This window comes from Leptolyngbya sp. FACHB-671, assembly GCF_014695745.1.
GTDB lineage: Bacteria > Cyanobacteriota > Cyanobacteriia > Elainellales > Elainellaceae > JAAUTN01.
On sequence record NZ_JACJOV010000164.1, the window covers coordinates 134,482 to 151,471 of the forward strand.

Annotated in this window: 17 protein-coding genes; 12 read left to right on the forward strand and 5 right to left on the reverse strand. The window is 48.6% G+C overall.

Annotated elements, in window-relative coordinates; all coding sequences use genetic code 11:
• Positions 1-24: 24 nt before the first annotated feature.
• Positions 25-639, reverse strand: coding sequence for a peroxidase-related enzyme (locus H6F93_RS31405; protein ID WP_190642366.1), 615 nt, complete (start codon positions 637-639; stop codon positions 25-27).
• A gap of 303 nt (positions 640-942) precedes the next feature.
• Between H6F93_RS31405 and H6F93_RS35525 the strand changes: the two genes are divergently transcribed.
• Positions 943-1,935 carry an isopenicillin N synthase family dioxygenase gene (locus H6F93_RS35525; protein ID WP_190689734.1) on the forward strand — a complete coding sequence of 331 codons (993 nt, stop codon included), beginning with the start codon at positions 943-945 and terminating at the stop codon, positions 1,933-1,935.
• A gap of 17 nt (positions 1,936-1,952) precedes the next feature.
• Entirely contained in the window at positions 1,953-2,888 is a 936-nt protein-coding gene (locus tag H6F93_RS31415) for a prohibitin family protein (protein WP_190689738.1), read from the forward strand.
• Here the strand turns inward: H6F93_RS31415 and H6F93_RS31420 are convergent.
• Complete coding sequence (locus H6F93_RS31420; protein WP_190689740.1) at positions 2,789-3,808, reverse strand: LysR substrate-binding domain-containing protein; 1,020 nt, start codon at positions 3,806-3,808, stop codon at positions 2,789-2,791. The genes H6F93_RS31415 and H6F93_RS31420 overlap by 100 nt on opposite strands.
• 572 nt (positions 3,809-4,380) lie before the next feature.
• On the opposite strand from H6F93_RS31420, the gene H6F93_RS31425 reads away from it, so the two are divergent.
• The 6 genes from H6F93_RS31425 to H6F93_RS31450 all read left to right on the forward strand — a co-directional run bounded on the left by H6F93_RS31425 (position 4,381) and on the right by H6F93_RS31450 (position 9,396).
• Complete coding sequence (locus H6F93_RS31425) at positions 4,381-5,904, forward strand: APC family permease (RefSeq protein ID WP_190689744.1); 1,524 nt, start codon at positions 4,381-4,383, stop codon at positions 5,902-5,904.
• Positions 5,905-5,916: 12 nt separating this feature from the next.
• Complete coding sequence (locus tag H6F93_RS31430) at positions 5,917-6,642, forward strand: cadmium resistance transporter (protein WP_190689747.1); 726 nt, start codon at positions 5,917-5,919, stop codon at positions 6,640-6,642.
• A gap of 29 nt (positions 6,643-6,671) precedes the next feature.
• A complete protein-coding gene (locus H6F93_RS31435) occupies positions 6,672-7,334 on the forward strand; it encodes a cadmium resistance transporter (protein ID WP_190689749.1) in 663 nt (220 codons plus the stop codon).
• A gap of 24 nt (positions 7,335-7,358) precedes the next feature.
• Positions 7,359-7,976, forward strand: coding sequence for a hypothetical protein (locus tag H6F93_RS31440; RefSeq protein ID WP_190689753.1), 618 nt, complete (start codon positions 7,359-7,361; stop codon positions 7,974-7,976).
• A 102-nt stretch (positions 7,977-8,078) separates the two neighbouring features.
• Positions 8,079-8,885, forward strand: coding sequence for a sulfite exporter TauE/SafE family protein (locus H6F93_RS31445; RefSeq protein WP_524538049.1), 807 nt, complete (start codon positions 8,079-8,081; stop codon positions 8,883-8,885).
• A 1-nt stretch (position 8,886) separates the two neighbouring features.
• Positions 8,887-9,396, forward strand: coding sequence for a DUF1634 domain-containing protein (locus H6F93_RS31450; protein ID WP_190642358.1), 510 nt, complete (start codon positions 8,887-8,889; stop codon positions 9,394-9,396).
• 10 nt (positions 9,397-9,406) lie between these two features.
• Here H6F93_RS31450 and H6F93_RS31455 read toward each other — a convergent pair whose 3' ends face one another.
• The 3 genes from H6F93_RS31455 to H6F93_RS31465 form a co-directional block, all read right to left on the reverse strand.
• Positions 9,407-10,201: a sulfite exporter TauE/SafE family protein gene (locus tag H6F93_RS31455; protein WP_190689755.1), complete on the reverse strand. Its 795-nt coding sequence runs from the start codon at positions 10,199-10,201 to the stop codon at positions 9,407-9,409.
• A gap of 1 nt (position 10,202) precedes the next feature.
• Positions 10,203-10,679: a DUF7980 family protein gene (locus H6F93_RS31460; protein WP_190689758.1), complete on the reverse strand. Its 477-nt coding sequence runs from the start codon at positions 10,677-10,679 to the stop codon at positions 10,203-10,205.
• Between the two features lie 93 nt (positions 10,680-10,772).
• Complete coding sequence (locus tag H6F93_RS31465; RefSeq protein ID WP_190689761.1) at positions 10,773-11,567, reverse strand: SDR family NAD(P)-dependent oxidoreductase; 795 nt, start codon at positions 11,565-11,567, stop codon at positions 10,773-10,775.
• A 314-nt stretch (positions 11,568-11,881) separates the two neighbouring features.
• On the opposite strand from H6F93_RS31465, the gene H6F93_RS31470 reads away from it, so the two are divergent.
• From H6F93_RS31470 to H6F93_RS31485, 4 genes are all read left to right on the forward strand, one after another.
• Positions 11,882-12,844 (forward strand): glycosyltransferase family 2 protein, encoded by a 963-nt coding sequence (locus H6F93_RS31470; protein WP_190689764.1) that lies wholly within the window; start codon positions 11,882-11,884, stop codon positions 12,842-12,844.
• Positions 12,841-14,259, forward strand: a complete 1,419-nt coding sequence (locus H6F93_RS31475) for a Coenzyme F420 hydrogenase/dehydrogenase, beta subunit C-terminal domain (RefSeq protein ID WP_199314237.1) — start codon at positions 12,841-12,843, stop codon at positions 14,257-14,259. Before H6F93_RS31470 ends, H6F93_RS31475 begins: the two co-directional genes overlap by 4 nt.
• Before the next feature lie 113 nt (positions 14,260-14,372).
• Positions 14,373-15,965, forward strand: coding sequence for a hypothetical protein (locus H6F93_RS31480; protein WP_190689767.1), 1,593 nt, complete (start codon positions 14,373-14,375; stop codon positions 15,963-15,965).
• Complete coding sequence (locus H6F93_RS31485; RefSeq protein ID WP_190689770.1) at positions 15,962-16,954, forward strand: lysylphosphatidylglycerol synthase transmembrane domain-containing protein; 993 nt, start codon at positions 15,962-15,964, stop codon at positions 16,952-16,954. The genes H6F93_RS31480 and H6F93_RS31485 overlap by 4 nt, the downstream gene beginning before the upstream one ends.
• Positions 16,955-16,990 lie beyond the last annotated feature (36 nt).

The window sequence follows — 16,990 nt, forward strand, 5'->3', positions numbered from 1 at the left end:
CTTAGGAGAAACGGGAAACGGAAACTAATCTAGAATTTTGAGCTGACCCGGTTTTACCTTCCAACCAAATGCTTTAGACAAACGATTGGAAAGGCTGAATTGTCCAGCAACTTCACCCAATTCTAGAATTTCCTCATCGGATAATCCTTGATTGCGTAACAGTTCTAGGTCGTTGGGTGATAAGTCACTGTCTAACCGAGTGAGTTTTACGGCAAAGTCTAGAATGGCATGTTCGCGATCGGTTAAATGGGCTGTGCGATAGTCATTGGCAACGGCATTGGTGAGCGCGCGATCGCCCGTCACTGACAATAACTGAGCCTGGTGAGTCAACACGCAAGATTCACACCGATTGGTTGCAGAAACCACCACTGCAATCAACTCTCGCTCTCGATGGGATAACCCTCCAGCACTGTGTTGAATCGCATTGTAATAGTGCCACCACCGCAAGAAATGCTCAGGGTTAAGCGCATATCCATAGAAATAGGGATGGACAAATCCATAGGCATCGCGCTGTTGCTGAAATAGGGTTTTGATTTCATCCGGCAGCTTTGCTTCATCGGGCAATGCCAACCAGGATGCAGATGCATCATTCAGCTCTGTAGAAAGCTCCAAAACATTGACATCGCTGGAATTTGACATAGGAATTCCTTGAGGTTGTTAGAACAATTTTTCTCATTACCCGCGTTCAACGCTGACCCAATCGTGGCTATCAACAGCCATTAACAGTGCCAGAGCTGGAAAAACTTATGTCCAAAATACGATTAATAAAGTACGGCAAGTCAATCAAGATACCGTATTTACTTTGAAATATTCGCATACCTATTCAGAAAGCGCAAGCAGGCTGGCTGCTGTAAAATTAATCTACGGCAGTCTGATTGATGTACCGCGTTTTGCCCTAATGCCATCAATGTGGCTAATAGAACTTAAAGAGGTAGGTAGTCCGTGTCTCCGATTCCAGTCGTTAATATCCAACCCCTCATCACTGGAATTGGTGATCGCATTTTAGTTGCTGAGCAAATCCGGCAAGCCTGCCAAGACTGGGGCTTCTTCTACATTACGGAGCACGGAGTAGAAGAGCAGTTGCAACACGACTTAGAAGAACTCAGTCACCAATTTTTTGCTCAAGATTTCGACACCAAGATGCAAATCCGCATGGAGTTGGGCGGTCGAGCGTGGCGAGGCTATTTCCCGGTTGGGGATGAATTGACCTCTGGCAAACCCGACCAGAAAGAAGGGATTTATTTTGGGGCTGAGTTAGATGAGGCTCATCCGTTGGTCAGGGCAAGCACTCCGATGCATGGCGCAAACTTATTCCCGGATACGATTCCGCTGCTGCGTCAGACAGTGCTGGACTATATGAATGCCATGACTCAACTAGGGCATACCCTGATGACAGGAATTGCCCTCAGTCTAGAGTTAGAGGAAACTTATTTTAGCGATCGCTACACTTATGACCCGCTGATTCTATTTCGCATTTTTAACTATCCGTTCAACTCTTCAACTATTGATAAGCACTCCCTTTGGGGTGTTGGTGAACACACCGATTACGGCATTCTGACGATTCTCAAACAGGATAGCTGTGGTGGATTGCAAATCAAATCCAACGCTCAGTGGATCGATGCCCCCCCTCTCCCTAACACCTTTATTTGTAATACTGGCGATATGCTCGATCGTATGACGGGTGGTCTATATCGCTCTACACCACATCGAGTGTTGAATCAATCAGGGCGCGATCGCCTCTCCTTTCCTTTCTTTTTTGATCCAAACTTTAACGCCGAAGTTAAACCAATCCAACATCTTTCACTTCATCAAAACGACAATAAATATGAACGTTGGGATCAAGCCAGCGTTCATGAATTTCGTGGAACCTATGGAGATTACGTGTTAAACAAAGTGTCCAAAGTGTTCCCGATGCTGCGTCAAGCAGTGTTATAGATTGGCAAGGGGTAAAGATGGATTTAAAGACACTCAATAAGGTGAATACGTCTCAGCTCAGTCGCTCCTCAAAACGAGATCTTAGCGTTGCGAGTAAAGTATTTGCTACATTGATCATTTTAGTCCTGCTCTCCAGTTTTTTTGTGATTGTGAACGCGGGAGAACGAGGAGTTTTAATGCGGTTTGGGCAGGTTCAGCCGCAAGTGTTAGATGAAGGGCTGCACACGATTATTCCTATTGTAAATACGGTGCAGAAGTTGAGTGTTCGCGTGCAAAATCAGGAGATTTCAGCCGAAGCCTCTTCTAAGGATTTGCAGGAAGTTTACACCGATGTAGCGTTGAATTGGCATATTGTTCCAACAGAAGCAAACGTGATTTTTCAGGAAATTGGAGACAGACTTGCTATCGTCGAACGGATTATCAATCCTGCAGTTGAAGAAGTCCTTAAAGCGGTGATGGCGAAATATACTGCTGAGGAAATTGTGACTCGACGAAATGAGGTAAAAGCAGAGGTTGATGATTTATTGACAGAACGGTTAGCGGCTTATCACATTGCGGTAGATGACATTTCTTTGGTACATGTGCGTTTCTCAAATCGCTTTAGAGATGCGGTCGAGGCAAAACAAATTGCTGAACAAGAAGCCAAGCGGGCAGAATTTGTTGCCCTGAAAGCCAAACAGGAAGCAGAAGCACAGCTTAATTTGGCAAAAGGAGAAGCAGAAGCACAGCGCTTGTTGCGGGAAAATTTAACGCCAGAGATGCTGCAAAGACAGGCGATCGCCAAATGGAATGGCACCTTACCTCTCATTGTTGGCAGTGAAGGACCAAAACTTTTGGATTTGAATCGATTAATTCAACAAAGTGCCGGATTACCAACAGCTGGATCATCTAGTGTTGGATCACCTACTGCCGAGCCTTCTACCGCTGCGTCCTCCGCCGCTGCGTCCTCTTGAGCAGTTTGGTTCATTAACATTTGCTCAAAAGCGACTGCCGCTCGGCTTTGAAAGCGTTCTCGATGTTTGAGCTTCCACACGGGCTGAACAATGTCTAAAGTGGTCAGGCTTCCCTCTTGTTGAGTCACAGCGATCGCCCGTAGCGTTCCTAACTGCAATTCTTTCTGCACCATTAGGGCTGAAATTGCGGCGGCACCAATTCCCCCCTCAACAACAGATCTCACCATTTCACTGCTGGTTAAAACTAATACTACATTGAGTTGGAACGGCTTAATACCCAATCGCTCCAGGGTTTGCTCAAACACTTGCTGAACACCAGAACCCGGCTCTCGCATCACCCACTGCGTGGTGAGTAATTCCTCTACCTCAATTTTGCTGCGGCTGTACCAGGGATGAGTTTTTCCGACCACAATTTGGAGGCGATCGATCCCGACTTCCTCCTGCTCCAGCAAATTCCGCAACGTGGGTTTGACCTCTCCATTCACTAGCCCCAAATCAAACAGTCCTGATGCGGTTCCTTCACAAATTTCCTCGGCGTTGGCCAGGGTGCAATTGACCACAATCCCTGGATATTCTTGCTTGAATTGAGTAATTCGTTTTGGTAACCAGTAGTTCCCTACGGTGAGACTTGATCCCAGCCGCAACTCCCCTCGCTGCAAGCTGTTGAGTTCTCGCAATCCACGTTCAGTTAAAACTACCTGGTCGAGAATCTTTTGCGCTTCTGCTTCTAGCAGTTTTCCGGCTTCGGTAATTTCGATGTGTCGCCCAACGCGGTGAAACAGGCGTATTCCATACTCTTTTTCCAAAGTACTGATAGCGGCACTGACGGCAGGCTGAGTAATGTAGAGTTCTTCCGCAGCACGAGTAAAGTGTAAATGTTCTGCGACAGCCAGAAAAATTCGCAATTGCTCAAACGTCATCAATCTGTACGTGCCTTACTTTCTAAGCATTAAATCCGGTAAATCAATCGAAATTTAGTACTTTAAATAATGCCATAACCTTTCCTACAACGCAATCCTAGTAGCTTCAAAGCTTTCTCAAAAAATGGATGCCTTAATACCAACAGCAAAATTCTGAATTATTTTAATGTTTGAAAAATGTTTCCAAGCTACCTTTGATCTGAATTTGTAGTGCAAAAAAGAAGACGATCGCCACTATTTCTCAATAGAAATAGCGAACTATGCTTTTCACTTTTTCACTAAAAAAGAAAGATAAACCTATTTCCCTATGTAAAAATCGGAGAATTGAACACTGCTATGGAAAATTAACTTCACGCTGTTTGAGCTATTGTCAAACCTGCTCCAGGCAAGAGCTTTAAGCGTTCATAAATTACTTTTATCAATTCAAAAAGAAAGAGTATTTGATCCTATTCCTGCTTATCTCTACATTAGAGTTCATGCTCTTCGCAACGGATCCTTGCTGAGGCAAACCAATCAGTTTATGCAGAAGCGGTCGCGCTTTGTTTTTACATCAAACTACTGGAACTTGCCTAATGGTGAATCAATCAAACTCAAAGCCTACTCGCAGCACGCATGGCTTAAAGCCTGACTGTCTGCCATTTGGAGAGGTGCTGGCACAATCCTTTGCTGTAATTGCTCCGACTACAATTCCGGCATCCAACCTTGGGTTGATTGTTGCCTTGGCAGGAAGTGGAACCTGGCTTAGCCTTCTCATCGGCATGGTTGGGTTACTGTTTGTCAGCGTCAATATCAATCAGTTTGCCAGCCGTTCTGCATCACCGGGTTCGCTCTATTCCTACATTGCCAAGGGGCTGGGTCCAACTGCAGGCGTAGTATGTGGCTGGAGTCTGGTACTGGCTTACTTGTTTACAGGAATGTCGGTGCTGTGCGGCTTTGCTAACTTTAGCGACATGCTGCTGGGGCATTTAGGAATTCATTTCTCTGCAATTACCTGGCTAACTCTGGGAGCGGCGATCGCCTGGTATGCCGCCTACAAAGACATCCAGCTTTCAGCAATGGCGATGCTGTGGATGGAAGGCGCGTCTATCGTTTTGATTTTGGTTTTGGCGTTGATTATTTGGACACACACGGGTTTTGCCCTGGATTGGTCGCAGTTAACCTTGCACGATGCGACACCGGGCGGAGTGACGATGGGGTTAGTGCTAGTCCTGTTTGCCTTTTCTGGATTTGAAAGCGCCACTTCCCTAGGTGATGAAGCAAAAAATCCGCTGCGGAGCATTCCCAGGGCTGTGATAGGCAGCGCAATTATGGCAGGGCTATTCTTTATTGTGACTGCCTACATTGAAATCTTAGGATTTAGCAGCACAGGCACGTTAATCACCACCACAGAAGAACCTCTCGGTTTTCTTGCCCATCAAGTGGGTGTGGGGTTTTTGGGAGATCTGGTGGCATTTAGTGCGCTGTTTAGCTTTTTTGCCTGTGTGTTAGGCAGCATCAATCCAGCGGCACGAGTGTTTTTCACAATGGCGCGTCATGGGCTGTTTCCCTCAATGTTGGGTGAGGCACATAGTTTCAATCGCACTCCCCATGTGGCAATCTCACTGTGTTCGCTGCTGATGTTTTTGGTGCCTGCGGGGCTGTCACTCTTTCACATTCCCTTATTCGCAATGATGGGATATCTGGGGGCGATCGCCAGCTATGGCTTCTTAACGGTTTATATTTTGATTTCCGTTGCAGCTCCCGTCTATTTGACGCAGATCAACAAACTTCGTTCACGCGATGTGGTGTTTTCGGTGGTGGGCGTTGGCTTCATGAGTTTACCTGTGTTGGGCAGTGTAGGAATTCCGGGAAGCAATCTGTTCCCTGTTCCTGAAGCCCCCTACAACCTGTTTCCCTACTTATTTTTGCTCTACCTCGCTATCACCTGCGGTTCGTTCGTTGTTCAGCGCCTTCGCTCTCCTCGCACAGTTTTGATTATGGAGCGCAGTATCAATGAAATTCATGAACGATTTACTGCCTTCGAACCAGTCGTGGTGCCATCTTCAGGAACTGGTCCACTACCCTCTTCCCCGTTTCCCTTACCTCCCGATCATTGAGGACTATCATCTGTGAATGAGTTACTGAAAGCCATTTCAACTGGATTTACAGCATTTACTGCCACTAACCTGGATGACATTTTGATCCTGCTTCTGTTCTTTTCTCAAGTTAATTCAGTGTTTCGACGACGACACATTGTTGCAGGGCAATATTTAGGATTTGTGGCACTGGTTGCAATCAGTCTCCCCGGCTTCTTTAGCAGTATGGTGCTGCCTCGCCCCTGGATTGGCATGTTAGGAATTGTCCCGATTGTGATTGGGTTGAGCCGTTTAATCAATCCCGTTCAGGATGAGGATGAAGAAGCCGAAGCGCCACAGTCGCCTGAGCGTTCTTGGTACTCTAGCTTGCTCTCACCTCAAGCCTATGGCGTGGCGGCCGTGACGTTTGCGAATGGAGGTGACAATATCGGCATCTATGTCCCCCTATTTGCCAGCAGCAATGGACTCACTTTGTCAGTCATTTTGGCAGTTTTCTTTGTGCTGGTAGGAGTTTGGTGTTTTGCTGCCTATCGCCTAATGCAAGTGCCTGCGATCGCCAAATCGCTCACCGATTATGGTAATCAACTCGTTCCATTTGTGCTGATTGGCTTAGGAATTCTGATTTTGATTGATAGCCACACTCTAGAAAATCGTGGTCTAGCAGTGCTGACGCTAGTAATTAGTGGTCTGTTTGGGCTACACCTGTTTCGCAGTGCAGCACGTCCCAACGTTGCGGTGACCAATCTCAAGCAAAATTAAAGGAGTCACTATGAATACCTAAATACATCATGGGCTGGATCGTACAAGCCATCACGACAGGCATCGCTGCCTTTGCTGCCACTAACATTGACGACATCATCATCTTGATGCTCTTCTTTGCCCAGGTCAATGCAATCCTCCGCCCTTATCACATTGTTGCAGGTCAATATCTAGGGTTTTTGGTATTGATTTTGGCGAGCCTTCCTGGCTTTATAGGTGGATTATTGATTCCAAAAGCATGGATCGGGCTACTGGGAATTCTGCCAATCATCATTGGAGTGAGTCAGCTTCTCAATCGCGATAAACCAGATACCGATGTTCAGACCTTATCGCATCAGTCAGGCTCGACCTCAGAGCGATCGCCCTCATCTAAACTGGCAGCGCTACTCACCCCGCAAACCTACAGTGTGGCAGCCGTCACCCTCGCCAATGGAGGAGACAACATCGGCATCTATGTTCCCTTATTTGCCAGTTGTGATTTGCCCATGTTGCTGCTAATTCTTACCGTTTTTTTCGTGCTGATTGGAGTGTGGTGTTATGTTGCTTATCGCTTAGCCCGATTTCCGGCGATCGCCCATCTTCTAACCCGCTATGGACATGCGATCGTCCCGTTTGTGTTGATTGGTTTAGGGATGTTCATTTTACTTGAAAGCAAAACTTATCAACTGTTCACATCTGCCCCATTGTTTTAGTTCTAAACTCGAAGGAGATTGACCATGAAACTGTTCAAATTGCTGCTGATTGGATTGATGCTTTTCCTCAACATCGCCGTTGCTCAACCCGCTCTCGCCGATCCACCTCCTTTAGATCAAAATCCTGACTACGCTCAAATTACTGAGACGTTAGTCAACTTGACTCAAGCACAAGATACCGACACTCCCCCTGAAGGAATGACGATGGAGCAAGTGCAACAGCAAATTGCGGATTTGCAATACCAAAAATACATCATGGAAACGGGCGAAGACACGATATGCCGCAATGATACGGCTCAAGCGATCGCCGTCTATGGTGACAAGTCTAAAACATCAACTTCCACCTTTGATCAGGTCATGTACCTCCTGCCCGCAGGAGCAGAAACCGATGATGATTGGGCTTGCAAAGGAATCTACTTGCCTAATGATGTCAAAGTAGCAGGGTTGAATGTCGGCAGCGCAGCCGCTATTAAAGTTCTGCAAGGAACACAGTTGATCGCGACAGAAAATCCTGATACAGGAGCGATCGAGTTAAATCTTCCCGCAACCCAACTCTTCAAGTCTGGAGATTTGAATTGGGAAATTCCCGATTTAACTCAGGCAGACCTGACCACTCAATTTCCCGCTGCACCCTTAGATTAAGCAACTTCAGGTCTCCGACTTCCTTGAGAAGTCGGAGACCTGAACGACTAAACTGGTTCATTCAGGAGTAAGCATCTGAATATTCTAGAATTTTCCGTATTAGTGTGGGCTGGCTCGTTCCTGGCAGGATTTTTGGGAGCGTTGACGGGTTTAGGTGGCGGTGTGGTGATCGTTCCGCTGCTGACCTCTGTATTTGGCGTGGATATCCGCTATGCGATTGGGGCATCGCTCGTCTCAGTGATTGCAACCTCCTGTGCAGCAGCATCCACCTACATTCGCCAGGGCTATGCCAATTTAAGGTTGGGTATGTTTCTGGAAGTGGCTACCACTATTGGAGCCATTGTAGGAGCACTACTGGCAACCATGATTTCGATCAAGCTATTAACGCTGGTGCTGGCGATCGTACTGCTCTACTCCGCATACTTGGCGCAGCAACCCCGGTCAGAAGTGCTGACCGATGACGCAGAAGAAGCGCTGACTCAACAACTACAATTGCATGGCACCTATCCAACCCCTGATGGACTAATGAGCTATCAGGCTTACTCGGTGCCACTGGGATTTGGGCTAATGTCGATCGCAGGCGTTCTATCTGGACTATTGGGAATTGGCTCTGGTGCGTTGAAAGTGCTAGCAATGGACCAGGTCATGCGCCTACCGTTTAAAGTATCGACTACCACCAGCAGTTTCACGATCGGCGTAACGGCGGCTGTTTCTGCGGGTGTGTATCTGGCGCGAGGCTATATTGATCCAGGATTGTCAATGCCTGTAATGTTAGGGGTGTTTCCTGGTGCCTGGTTGGGTGCAAAAGCGTTGATGGGTACAAAAGTGAGTGTGTTGCGGGTCGTATTTAGTGTCGTCCTGGTCGTGATGTCGTTCAAGATGGTTTACAACGCATTTGGAGAGATGTGAGATGCCTCCCGAGTCCGAAGTTCAAATACCTACCTCAACCGTAACCGCCCAAGCCCTGTCGATCGCCCTTGAGCATCCTCCAGTCGTTGTTGATCTGTCGGTCAGTTGTCAGGACTATCCCCAGCACCAGTTAGACGAGCGATCGCCTGATTGCCGATTAGGAATAATCCTCAGCAATCTACTGAAGTATGGTGTGTGGCTTGCCACTGCAATAGTTTTATTGGGCGGCATTCTATATCTTGTCCGACACGGTATGGAACCCGTTAACTACCATATTTTTCAGGGCGAACCTGATATGTTTCGATCGCCTGCCGGAGTAATCGATGCAGTACTTTCCGGTCGTCGTCGCGGCATTGTGCAGCTAGGGCTATTATTCTTAATTGCAACCCCCGTCCTGCGGGTTCTAGTGTCTTTTATCTTCTTTATTAAGCAGCGCGATATTCCCTATGTAATCATAACGGGCTTAGTCATTAGTGGCTTGCTCTACAGTTTGCTGGGAGCCTATTTCTAATACACTTCATTCATGCAGAATGGGCTAACTTCCAACTCACCATCACTAGGATCAGGTAAACAGCAAATCGCAACGCTTTCTGAGGTGCGGCTTGACAGAGTTTTGCCCCTATCAACACACCCGGAATTGATCCAACCCAGATGGGAAGAACTAAGCTCCAGTCCACTGTCCCTAGCGTTAAATGTCCTAAAGAGGTGACGCTAAGGAGAATTGCCGCCTGAGTTAAATCAGTGCCCACTAATTTCTTAGCATCTAGTTGAAACAGGGCGATTAATACCAGGGCAAACATTGAACCAGATGAAACGCTGGTAATGCCAACCATGCAGCCTAATATTGCACCAACCGCGATCGCGATCGCCCTTCCATTCAAAGTATCTAGATTCAGCTTGGGTAAGGAGGGCAATTTCAGCGACGGAGCCACCATCATCAGGATCAGTTGCAGGAGTGCCACCAGCGTGATCATCAGAATGGCAATGCCCAGTAATCGCAGCAGTAGACTATCTAAATTAATGTCACTTTGTCGAATGGAATGCAGCAGACCAACCCCAACGAGGGAACCCGGCACACTGCCTGAAGCTAACCATTTCACCGCCTGTACATCAACCGTCTGCTGCCGCCAGTGTTTTACCCCACCCACAATTTTCATCAACGTTGCGGCAACTACGTCAGAGCTAACTGCTATCGAAGCAGGCACCTGAAACACAACGATGAGCATGGGTGTGATCAGAGAAGCACCACCGATTCCTGTCAGCCCCACAATAATTCCAACTACAAAACTGAGGGATGAAAGCAGTAGGTAGTTCATCTTAGCGATCGCCTCCAAAGGGCCACAGCACACTCAAGCTAAACGAACTTCCTTCTAGGTCTAAGCCAGGAGTTTCCAAAATGTGGAGATGAATTAACCCCAAAATAATTAAGGTGTAGACCGTGGAGGAAACTACACCTGTAATCAGTTCTTTCTTAAGATTGCGCTCTTTTGCCTCACCCTGGAAGACATCCATAATCCCCAGTTGCATCAGCAGGATTCCCGCTACATTAGAGAGCCAGTACCCGGCGATCGCCGCAGGCAAGAAGAAATCAGGCGAAAAGCGGCTCGCTAAGTAGCCCAACCCGTAGGCAAACGGTAGGTTAAAAAATAGATCGTTCCACCAGGAGAGCGGCGACAGCAAATACCCTAAGACTAATAAAAAGCCACCCCGCAGGCGTTTGAGGGGAGTCGGTTGTTCTGGGCTAAATGACGAAGTTGAATCAAGGGGCGCATCCGGTTCTGACAGACGTTCCATAAAATACGGTAATTTGACGTAGTTACCGTATTTTATACCGTGCTGGACGAAAAACTGCAAATTTGCAGTTCCAGCACTTAACCTTTACACGATTCAAACAATTGAACGCACCACTCCGCCATCTACTCGCAGTGCGGCTCCATTTGTGGCAGAGGATAGAGGGCTAGCGACAAATGCAACTAACGCAGCAACTTCTTTGGTCGTCGCAAAGCGTTGAATTAGAGAAGAGGGGCGCGTTTTCTCAAAAAACTCCTTCTCCACCTGCTCTGGTGAAATCTTTTGCTCTGTTCCCAATCCTTGAATAAACTCTTCTACCCCTTCTGAGCGCGTGGGTCCTGGTAGCACTGAGTTTACGGTGACATTGGTCCCGACTGTTGTTTCGGCTAACCCTCGTGCTAGAGATACCTGAGCAGTTTTTGTCACCCCATAGTGAATCATTTCAGCGGGAATATTCACGGCAGACTCACTGGAGATAAAGATGATTCTCCCCCAGTTTTTCTGCATCATCTTAGGCAAGTAATGTCGAGAGAGCCGAACGCCACTCATGACGTTTACTTCCAGGAATTTTAGCCACTCATCATCTGAAATTTCGCTAAAGGCTTTTGCACCATAAATGCCCAGGTTGTTGACTAGAATGTCAACCTCTGGAACTTTGTGAAACAAAGCGTTTGCGCCATCAGCAGTACCTAGGTCAGCAGCTAGTCCTTGCAGTTTGACATCAGGTGACTTTTGTTTGATCTGATCAATCGCTGCATTTACTCGTGCTTCAGTGCGTCCGTTGACAATGACGGCTGCTCCTTCTTGAGCCAAGGTGGTGGCGATCGCCAGTCCAATTCCAGCCGTCGAACCACTCACTACTGCGACTTTGCCAGTCAGTTGAAGATCCATAGTCTTGAATGTCCTAGAAATCGACTGGAAACTCAGACTATTTGAACGGTTTCTAGCGACTTAGGTCATCCCTCGGACGAGGGGAAAAGGGGCGATTGCATCAAATTGCTTCATCAGTTCCAATGATTTTGCATCCTCTGCATAATCGCGTGCACACGCTATATTGACCTCTTGCGATAGATGACTAATGATGAATTTGCTCTCTGCCTAACTTGAAATCTGCTCCGATGTGCTGCGATTAAAAGTAAAGTTTGGGTAAAGGGCGTTTTATTCTAGAGTCTGATTCACTCTGATCCGAGCGTTGAAATCTGCTGATGACCAAACTGATTATTCAAATTCCTTGCTACAACGAGGAAGCCACCTTAGGAATGACGCTAGCTGAGCTACCGCGCCAGATTCCTGGCATCGATCAGGTGGAATGGCTGATTATCAACGATGGCAGCAGCGATCGCACCGTTGAAGTAGCGCTAGCCAATGGAGTAGATCATGTCGTCAGCTTTGCCCGCAATCAAGGATTAGCTCATGCCTTCATGGCAGGGTTAGAAGCGTGCCTTAAGGCGGGGGCAGACATCATTGTAAATACGGATGCAGACAATCAGTACTGTGCGGCTGACATTCCCAGGTTGGTCGAGCCGATTTTGCAAGGCGAAGCAGACATCGTGGTAGGGGCGCGACCGATTCGGCAAATTAAGCATTTTTCGCCCATCAAAAAGCTGCTGCAAGGGTTTGGCAGTTGGGTGGTTCGGCTAGCCAGCAAAACGAATGTCGTAGACGCGCCAAGCGGCTTTCGGGCAATCAGTCGAGAGGCAGCGCTGCGACTAAATGTGTTTAACGAGTACACCTACACTCTGGAGACCATTATTCAGGCAGGGCGGCAAGGGATGGCAATTAAGTCAGTGCCGATTCGCACAAACGGCTATTTGCGTCCCTCGCGGTTGGTGAAAAGCATTCCCTCGTATGTGAAGCGATCGCTTCTTACCATTCTGCGAATCTCAATGACCTACAAGCCGCTACGTTTTTTCGCGGTCTTGGGTAGTATTCCCTTTTCTATGGGCTTTTTGCTGGGAGTTCGCTGGCTAGTCTTGTTCTTTCTTGAGAATGGGACGCGATCGCGCGCGCCTAGTCTGATTCTGGCGGCAATCTTGATTCTGATTGGCTTTCAACTGTGGATGTTTGGCTTAGTCGCAGACCTGATGGCGGTCAACCGCAAAGTATTAGAAGATATTCAATTGCGCCTGCGTCGAGCAGAACTGAATTCCAACCAAAAAGAGCGATGAAAATGGGGAACGGGATAAAACACAGCTTCTGGAGCCGCTTTCAAACACAGGTGATTCAACCCAAGAATTGCACGCACTGTGGCGCATGTGTAGGACTGCATCCAGAGCTGCTGGAGTTTCGGGAAACCCCATCTGGGCCACTGCCCTTTTTGCGTCGAGCTTTGACTGATGCAGAAGACCAATCGCTGGCATTGGCGTGGGCGGTTTGCTCTGGGCGTGGCGTTCCCTATCCTGACCTGCTGGCATACCTGAACGATGGCAAGCCTAACAGTCCGCTGCTGGGTGCTTATCGGCAGGTGTTTACGGGCTATGCGGCTGACCCAGCCGTTCGACGGCGCGGTGCATCGGGCGGAGTAATCAGCCGAGTCCTGATTCATTTGCTAGAAAGCGGTCAAATTGAGGGAGCCGTCGTGCTGCGTCAGGGCTTGCATTCCCCAGAAGCCGCGACCCCGGTAATCGCTACCAGTCGAGAAGAAATTCTTGCAGCGGCTCAAAGTGTCTATGCCGTCACTCCGACGCTGACGATTTTGCCTGAAATCGCAGCATTCCCTGGTCGTCTGGCGTTTGTTGGGCTCCCCGAACAGGTCACTGCACTGCGAATGCTCCAGGCAGCAGGACATCCTGCTGCTCAGAAGGTCGTATTTGTGGCTGGTCCTTATACAGGGACGAACATGTATGCGGGAGCAGTACGGGCGTTTTTGCGGATGCAGGGGGTGAAGGATGCGATCGCCATTACCTCACTCCAATGGCGAGCAGGCGAATGGCCTGGCTACCTTCAGGTTGAAACCGCTGATGGGCGTGTCTTCAAAGCCCAAAAGTTTTACTACAACTACCTAATTCCTTTCTACATTTCGCGCAACTGCCAGATCACGCCCGACTTCACCAACGAGGCCACCGATTTATCGGTCGGGGATGCCTGGTCGCCCCAATTTGAGCAGGCAGGGGGTGGACATTCTGTGATCGTGGCTCGAAGTGAATTTGCTGAAAAAGTTCTGTTTGCGATGCAGCAATCTGGCGAACTGACGCTAGAGCCAATTCCCGTCAATCAAGCATTGGGAATGCACGGTCATATGCTCGACTTCAAAAAGCGAGGCAGCTTCATCCGACTAGCCGTGCAGCAGCGACAGGGCATTCCTGTTCCTGACTTTGGCTACCGTCCTGAAAAAATTCCCCTCAGTCGCTGGCTCGTCGAAGTTGTAATCAGCGGTTCTTTTCTAATTGGTCGTCAAGCTTGGGCAAGATGGCTAGTTTCTAAACTGCCAATGGAGCTCGTTGGTCCAACCTTTAACTTCTTGCGTAAAACCTGGAAGGGGTTGTCTAAGCCAACTAAGCGGAAGGGGTTGGCTGAGGTGAGGTTTGTTGAGGAGGGGGGGAGCGATCGCTGGCAAGAAATCCAGTCCAGTGTAAAAGGGTAGAGTGCTATAGGATCAAACTAAACCAGACTATCAGTAAGATTTGGTGAGGGTGATACGCTTTTATAGCAGTTCTTCAGAACTCCTAACTCGTTGTGCGATCGCCCTCAACCTCAATGTCTGACTTGCCTTCCCAATTTCGCCACTACGTCAACTGCCAGATGGCGCGGGTATTGACCCAGATGGATCGTGACCCTGATTCACCCACTTTTGGCTGTTTCGATCGCAACTATTGGCATTACAAAATTCGTGATTTTCCCTCAGCCATTCTTCAGCAGGGCGTTTTTACTTTAGAGGCAGTACGAGCTGGACAAATCGCTGTCAACGTTTCCTCTGATGTAATCGAGCGCTGGTGTGTCGGTGCAGTGAATGCGCTGGCACGGCAGGTCGATCGCCACGGTGGAGTAGACGAGTACTATCCGTTTGAGCGCAGCTATCCGGCTTCGGCGTTTGGACTGTACGGGGCAAGTCGAGTGCTGTATGACTGGCAAACCAACGCTCCGCATTTACTCAATTCTGTAAATGAGGCTCCCCTGAAGCGACTAGCGCAAAAGCTGGCAGGGCGGATAGAGCAAAAGGCAATGAATCAACAGGCAGCGGGACTAGCGGGGATTGCGCTGGCTGCAAAGGTGGGAATCATTGCCCCAAGCGCCATTCAGCCGATCGCCGATCGCCTCTTCCAGTCGCAGCACCCCGAAGGTTGGTTCAACGAGTATGGTGGGCCAGATTTCGGCTATCTGACCGTCACTCTGGATGCACTAGCCGATTATCATGACGTAACTCACGATGAGCGAGCGATTCAGGCAACGGATAGGGCGATCGCCTTCCTCGCTCGACTGGTAGGCGCTGACGGTCGATTGCCTTCTACTTTGAACTGTCGCAACACTGATTATGTGGTGCCTTACGGATTGGTTCGGGCTGCATCCCGCAATCCTCTAGCAAGCTGGTTAGTTGAAACGCTATTTCGCGATTTAGGACAACCCAGCCATCCGATCTGGGCAACAGATGACCGCTACCACTGTCATTATGTATTCGCCAGTATTGTAAGAAGTTTGCCTTACTTAGACGCAATGCAAGCAGCTCAGGCTCCAACTTTTCGACCTGAAGTTTGGTTGGAGGGTTGTGGTTATTGGGTTTACTGGTCAAGCGATCGCCAGTGGACTACCTACGTTGCAGCGCGCAAAGGTGGCTTAGTCAGAATTCATCGTCAGAATCAGTCGCCTGTTGTTGACCACGGTTGGCGAATTGAGGCAAAAGGCGGACTCTGGACAAGCAACTGGTGGTCAGATGAGTGGTCGATTCAGCGGCAGGGACAGGAAATTTGCATTCGCGGCAACTGTCAGAAAACTCAGTTTCATGTTGCTAGCCCTGTCAAACATGCCGTTCTGCGGCTGTTGGCTTGGCTGTTTGGTGAAAAGCTGGTCCCGTTTTTGAAGCAAAAAATGATTTTTCGACCAGGTAAAGCAGACGGGCCGCAGTTTGAACGACGGGTGCAGATTAGTTCCAGTGGAGTGCAGCTTCAGGATCAGATAGAAGCACGGGCAGGGGCGATCGCCACGACTAGCCCACGCCAAAACCTGCGCCACGTTGCCAGTGCAGACAGCTTTAGCCCTGAAGAATGGCAGCCTGCGTTACTTCCCCCAACTCGTCAAGCGCTGGATCGCAAGCTGCAAGTTAGTGCTAATTGGGCGGCAGGCTCGGATCTATGAAACGGCTGGTTTCTCTGGCGGTTAGCCTACTCATCCTGGGTGTGATTTACTGGCAAATCGACACTCGTGGACTGGTGCAGGTATTTCAGCAGAGCGATCGCCTCTGGTTGGGAATCAGTCTGGGAATGGTCGTGCCGCTGACGCTGATGACGGGCTGGCGGCTTCAGCAACTCATGCCCCACGAGCGAGACAAGCAGCAAGCAACCTCTCCACCTTTGCCGTTTTGGGAAGCAAATCGCTTAATTCTGGTTGCCTGTGTGTTGAACATGGTGCTGCCCTCAAAAATGGGCGACATTGCTAAAGCTTACTTCATGCGCGATCGCGGTCATCTGGATGGCTCTCTCGCCGTTTCCCTGGTGGTATTTGAAAAAGCCTGCGATTTGCTGTCCCTGTTACTGTGGTGCGCTCTGGGATTGGTGCTTTACCCGCAAAAGGGCTGGATCTTTTGGGTAATGACTCTCAGTGTCGTATCGGGGCTGATTGTAGGACTGCTGCTGTTAGGGTCGCGCAAATTTGCTCAGTTCTTCTTTCAGCTAGGTCAGTTCATTGCTCCCAAAAAAACAAAAGCCAACCTTGAAGCTTTAGGTAAAGCCTGGGAAACCATGCACGCCTATTTTTGGGGCGATCGCCTGCACCTGCTCAAGATTGTTGGCACTTCAATTCTGATCTGGTTTTTTCATCTACTGCAAATCTGGTTTTTTATCTTCGCTCTCAAAGCCTGGACACCGTTTTTGGCGAATCTAGCACTGGCTCCGTTGGCAATTTTGGCAGGATTGCTGCCACTTACCTTTGCTGGAGTGGGTACCCGTGATGCAGCGATTATTGCTTTTTATCAACCCTTTATCGACACACCAACTGCTGCTGCATTAGGACTGTTGTGTACATCACGCTACTTGTTACCTGCGATCGCTGGACTCCCCTTCCTTAGCGAATATTTAGGTAAACTGCGTCGTTTAAAGAGAACAGCTAGTAACCCAGAAAACCTTTAGGAAAGCAACAGCCTTGATACGATGGGTAAACTTCTC

Coding starts and splice junctions, on each gene's coding strand:
- H6F93_RS31405 (WP_190642366.1), bottom strand. CDS start 639: ATGTCAAATTCCAGCGATGTCAATGTTTTGGAGCTTTCTACAGAGCTG.
- H6F93_RS31450 (WP_190642358.1), top strand. CDS start 8,887: ATGCCTCCCGAGTCCGAAGTTCAAATACCTACCTCAACCGTAACCGCC.
- H6F93_RS31475 (WP_199314237.1), top strand. CDS start 12,841: ATGAAAATGGGGAACGGGATAAAACACAGCTTCTGGAGCCGCTTTCAA.
- H6F93_RS31465 (WP_190689761.1), bottom strand. CDS start 11,567: ATGGATCTTCAACTGACTGGCAAAGTCGCAGTAGTGAGTGGTTCGACG.
- H6F93_RS31470 (WP_190689764.1), top strand. CDS start 11,882: ATGACCAAACTGATTATTCAAATTCCTTGCTACAACGAGGAAGCCACC.
- H6F93_RS31415 (WP_190689738.1), top strand. CDS start 1,953: ATGGATTTAAAGACACTCAATAAGGTGAATACGTCTCAGCTCAGTCGC.
- H6F93_RS31435 (WP_190689749.1), top strand. CDS start 6,672: ATGGGCTGGATCGTACAAGCCATCACGACAGGCATCGCTGCCTTTGCT.
- H6F93_RS31440 (WP_190689753.1), top strand. CDS start 7,359: ATGAAACTGTTCAAATTGCTGCTGATTGGATTGATGCTTTTCCTCAAC.
- H6F93_RS31485 (WP_190689770.1), top strand. CDS start 15,962: ATGAAACGGCTGGTTTCTCTGGCGGTTAGCCTACTCATCCTGGGTGTG.
- H6F93_RS31455 (WP_190689755.1), bottom strand. CDS start 10,201: ATGAACTACCTACTGCTTTCATCCCTCAGTTTTGTAGTTGGAATTATT.
- H6F93_RS31425 (WP_190689744.1), top strand. CDS start 4,381: ATGGTGAATCAATCAAACTCAAAGCCTACTCGCAGCACGCATGGCTTA.
- H6F93_RS31480 (WP_190689767.1), top strand. CDS start 14,373: ATGTCTGACTTGCCTTCCCAATTTCGCCACTACGTCAACTGCCAGATG.
- H6F93_RS31460 (WP_190689758.1), bottom strand. CDS start 10,679: ATGGAACGTCTGTCAGAACCGGATGCGCCCCTTGATTCAACTTCGTCA.
- H6F93_RS31420 (WP_190689740.1), bottom strand. CDS start 3,808: ATGACGTTTGAGCAATTGCGAATTTTTCTGGCTGTCGCAGAACATTTA.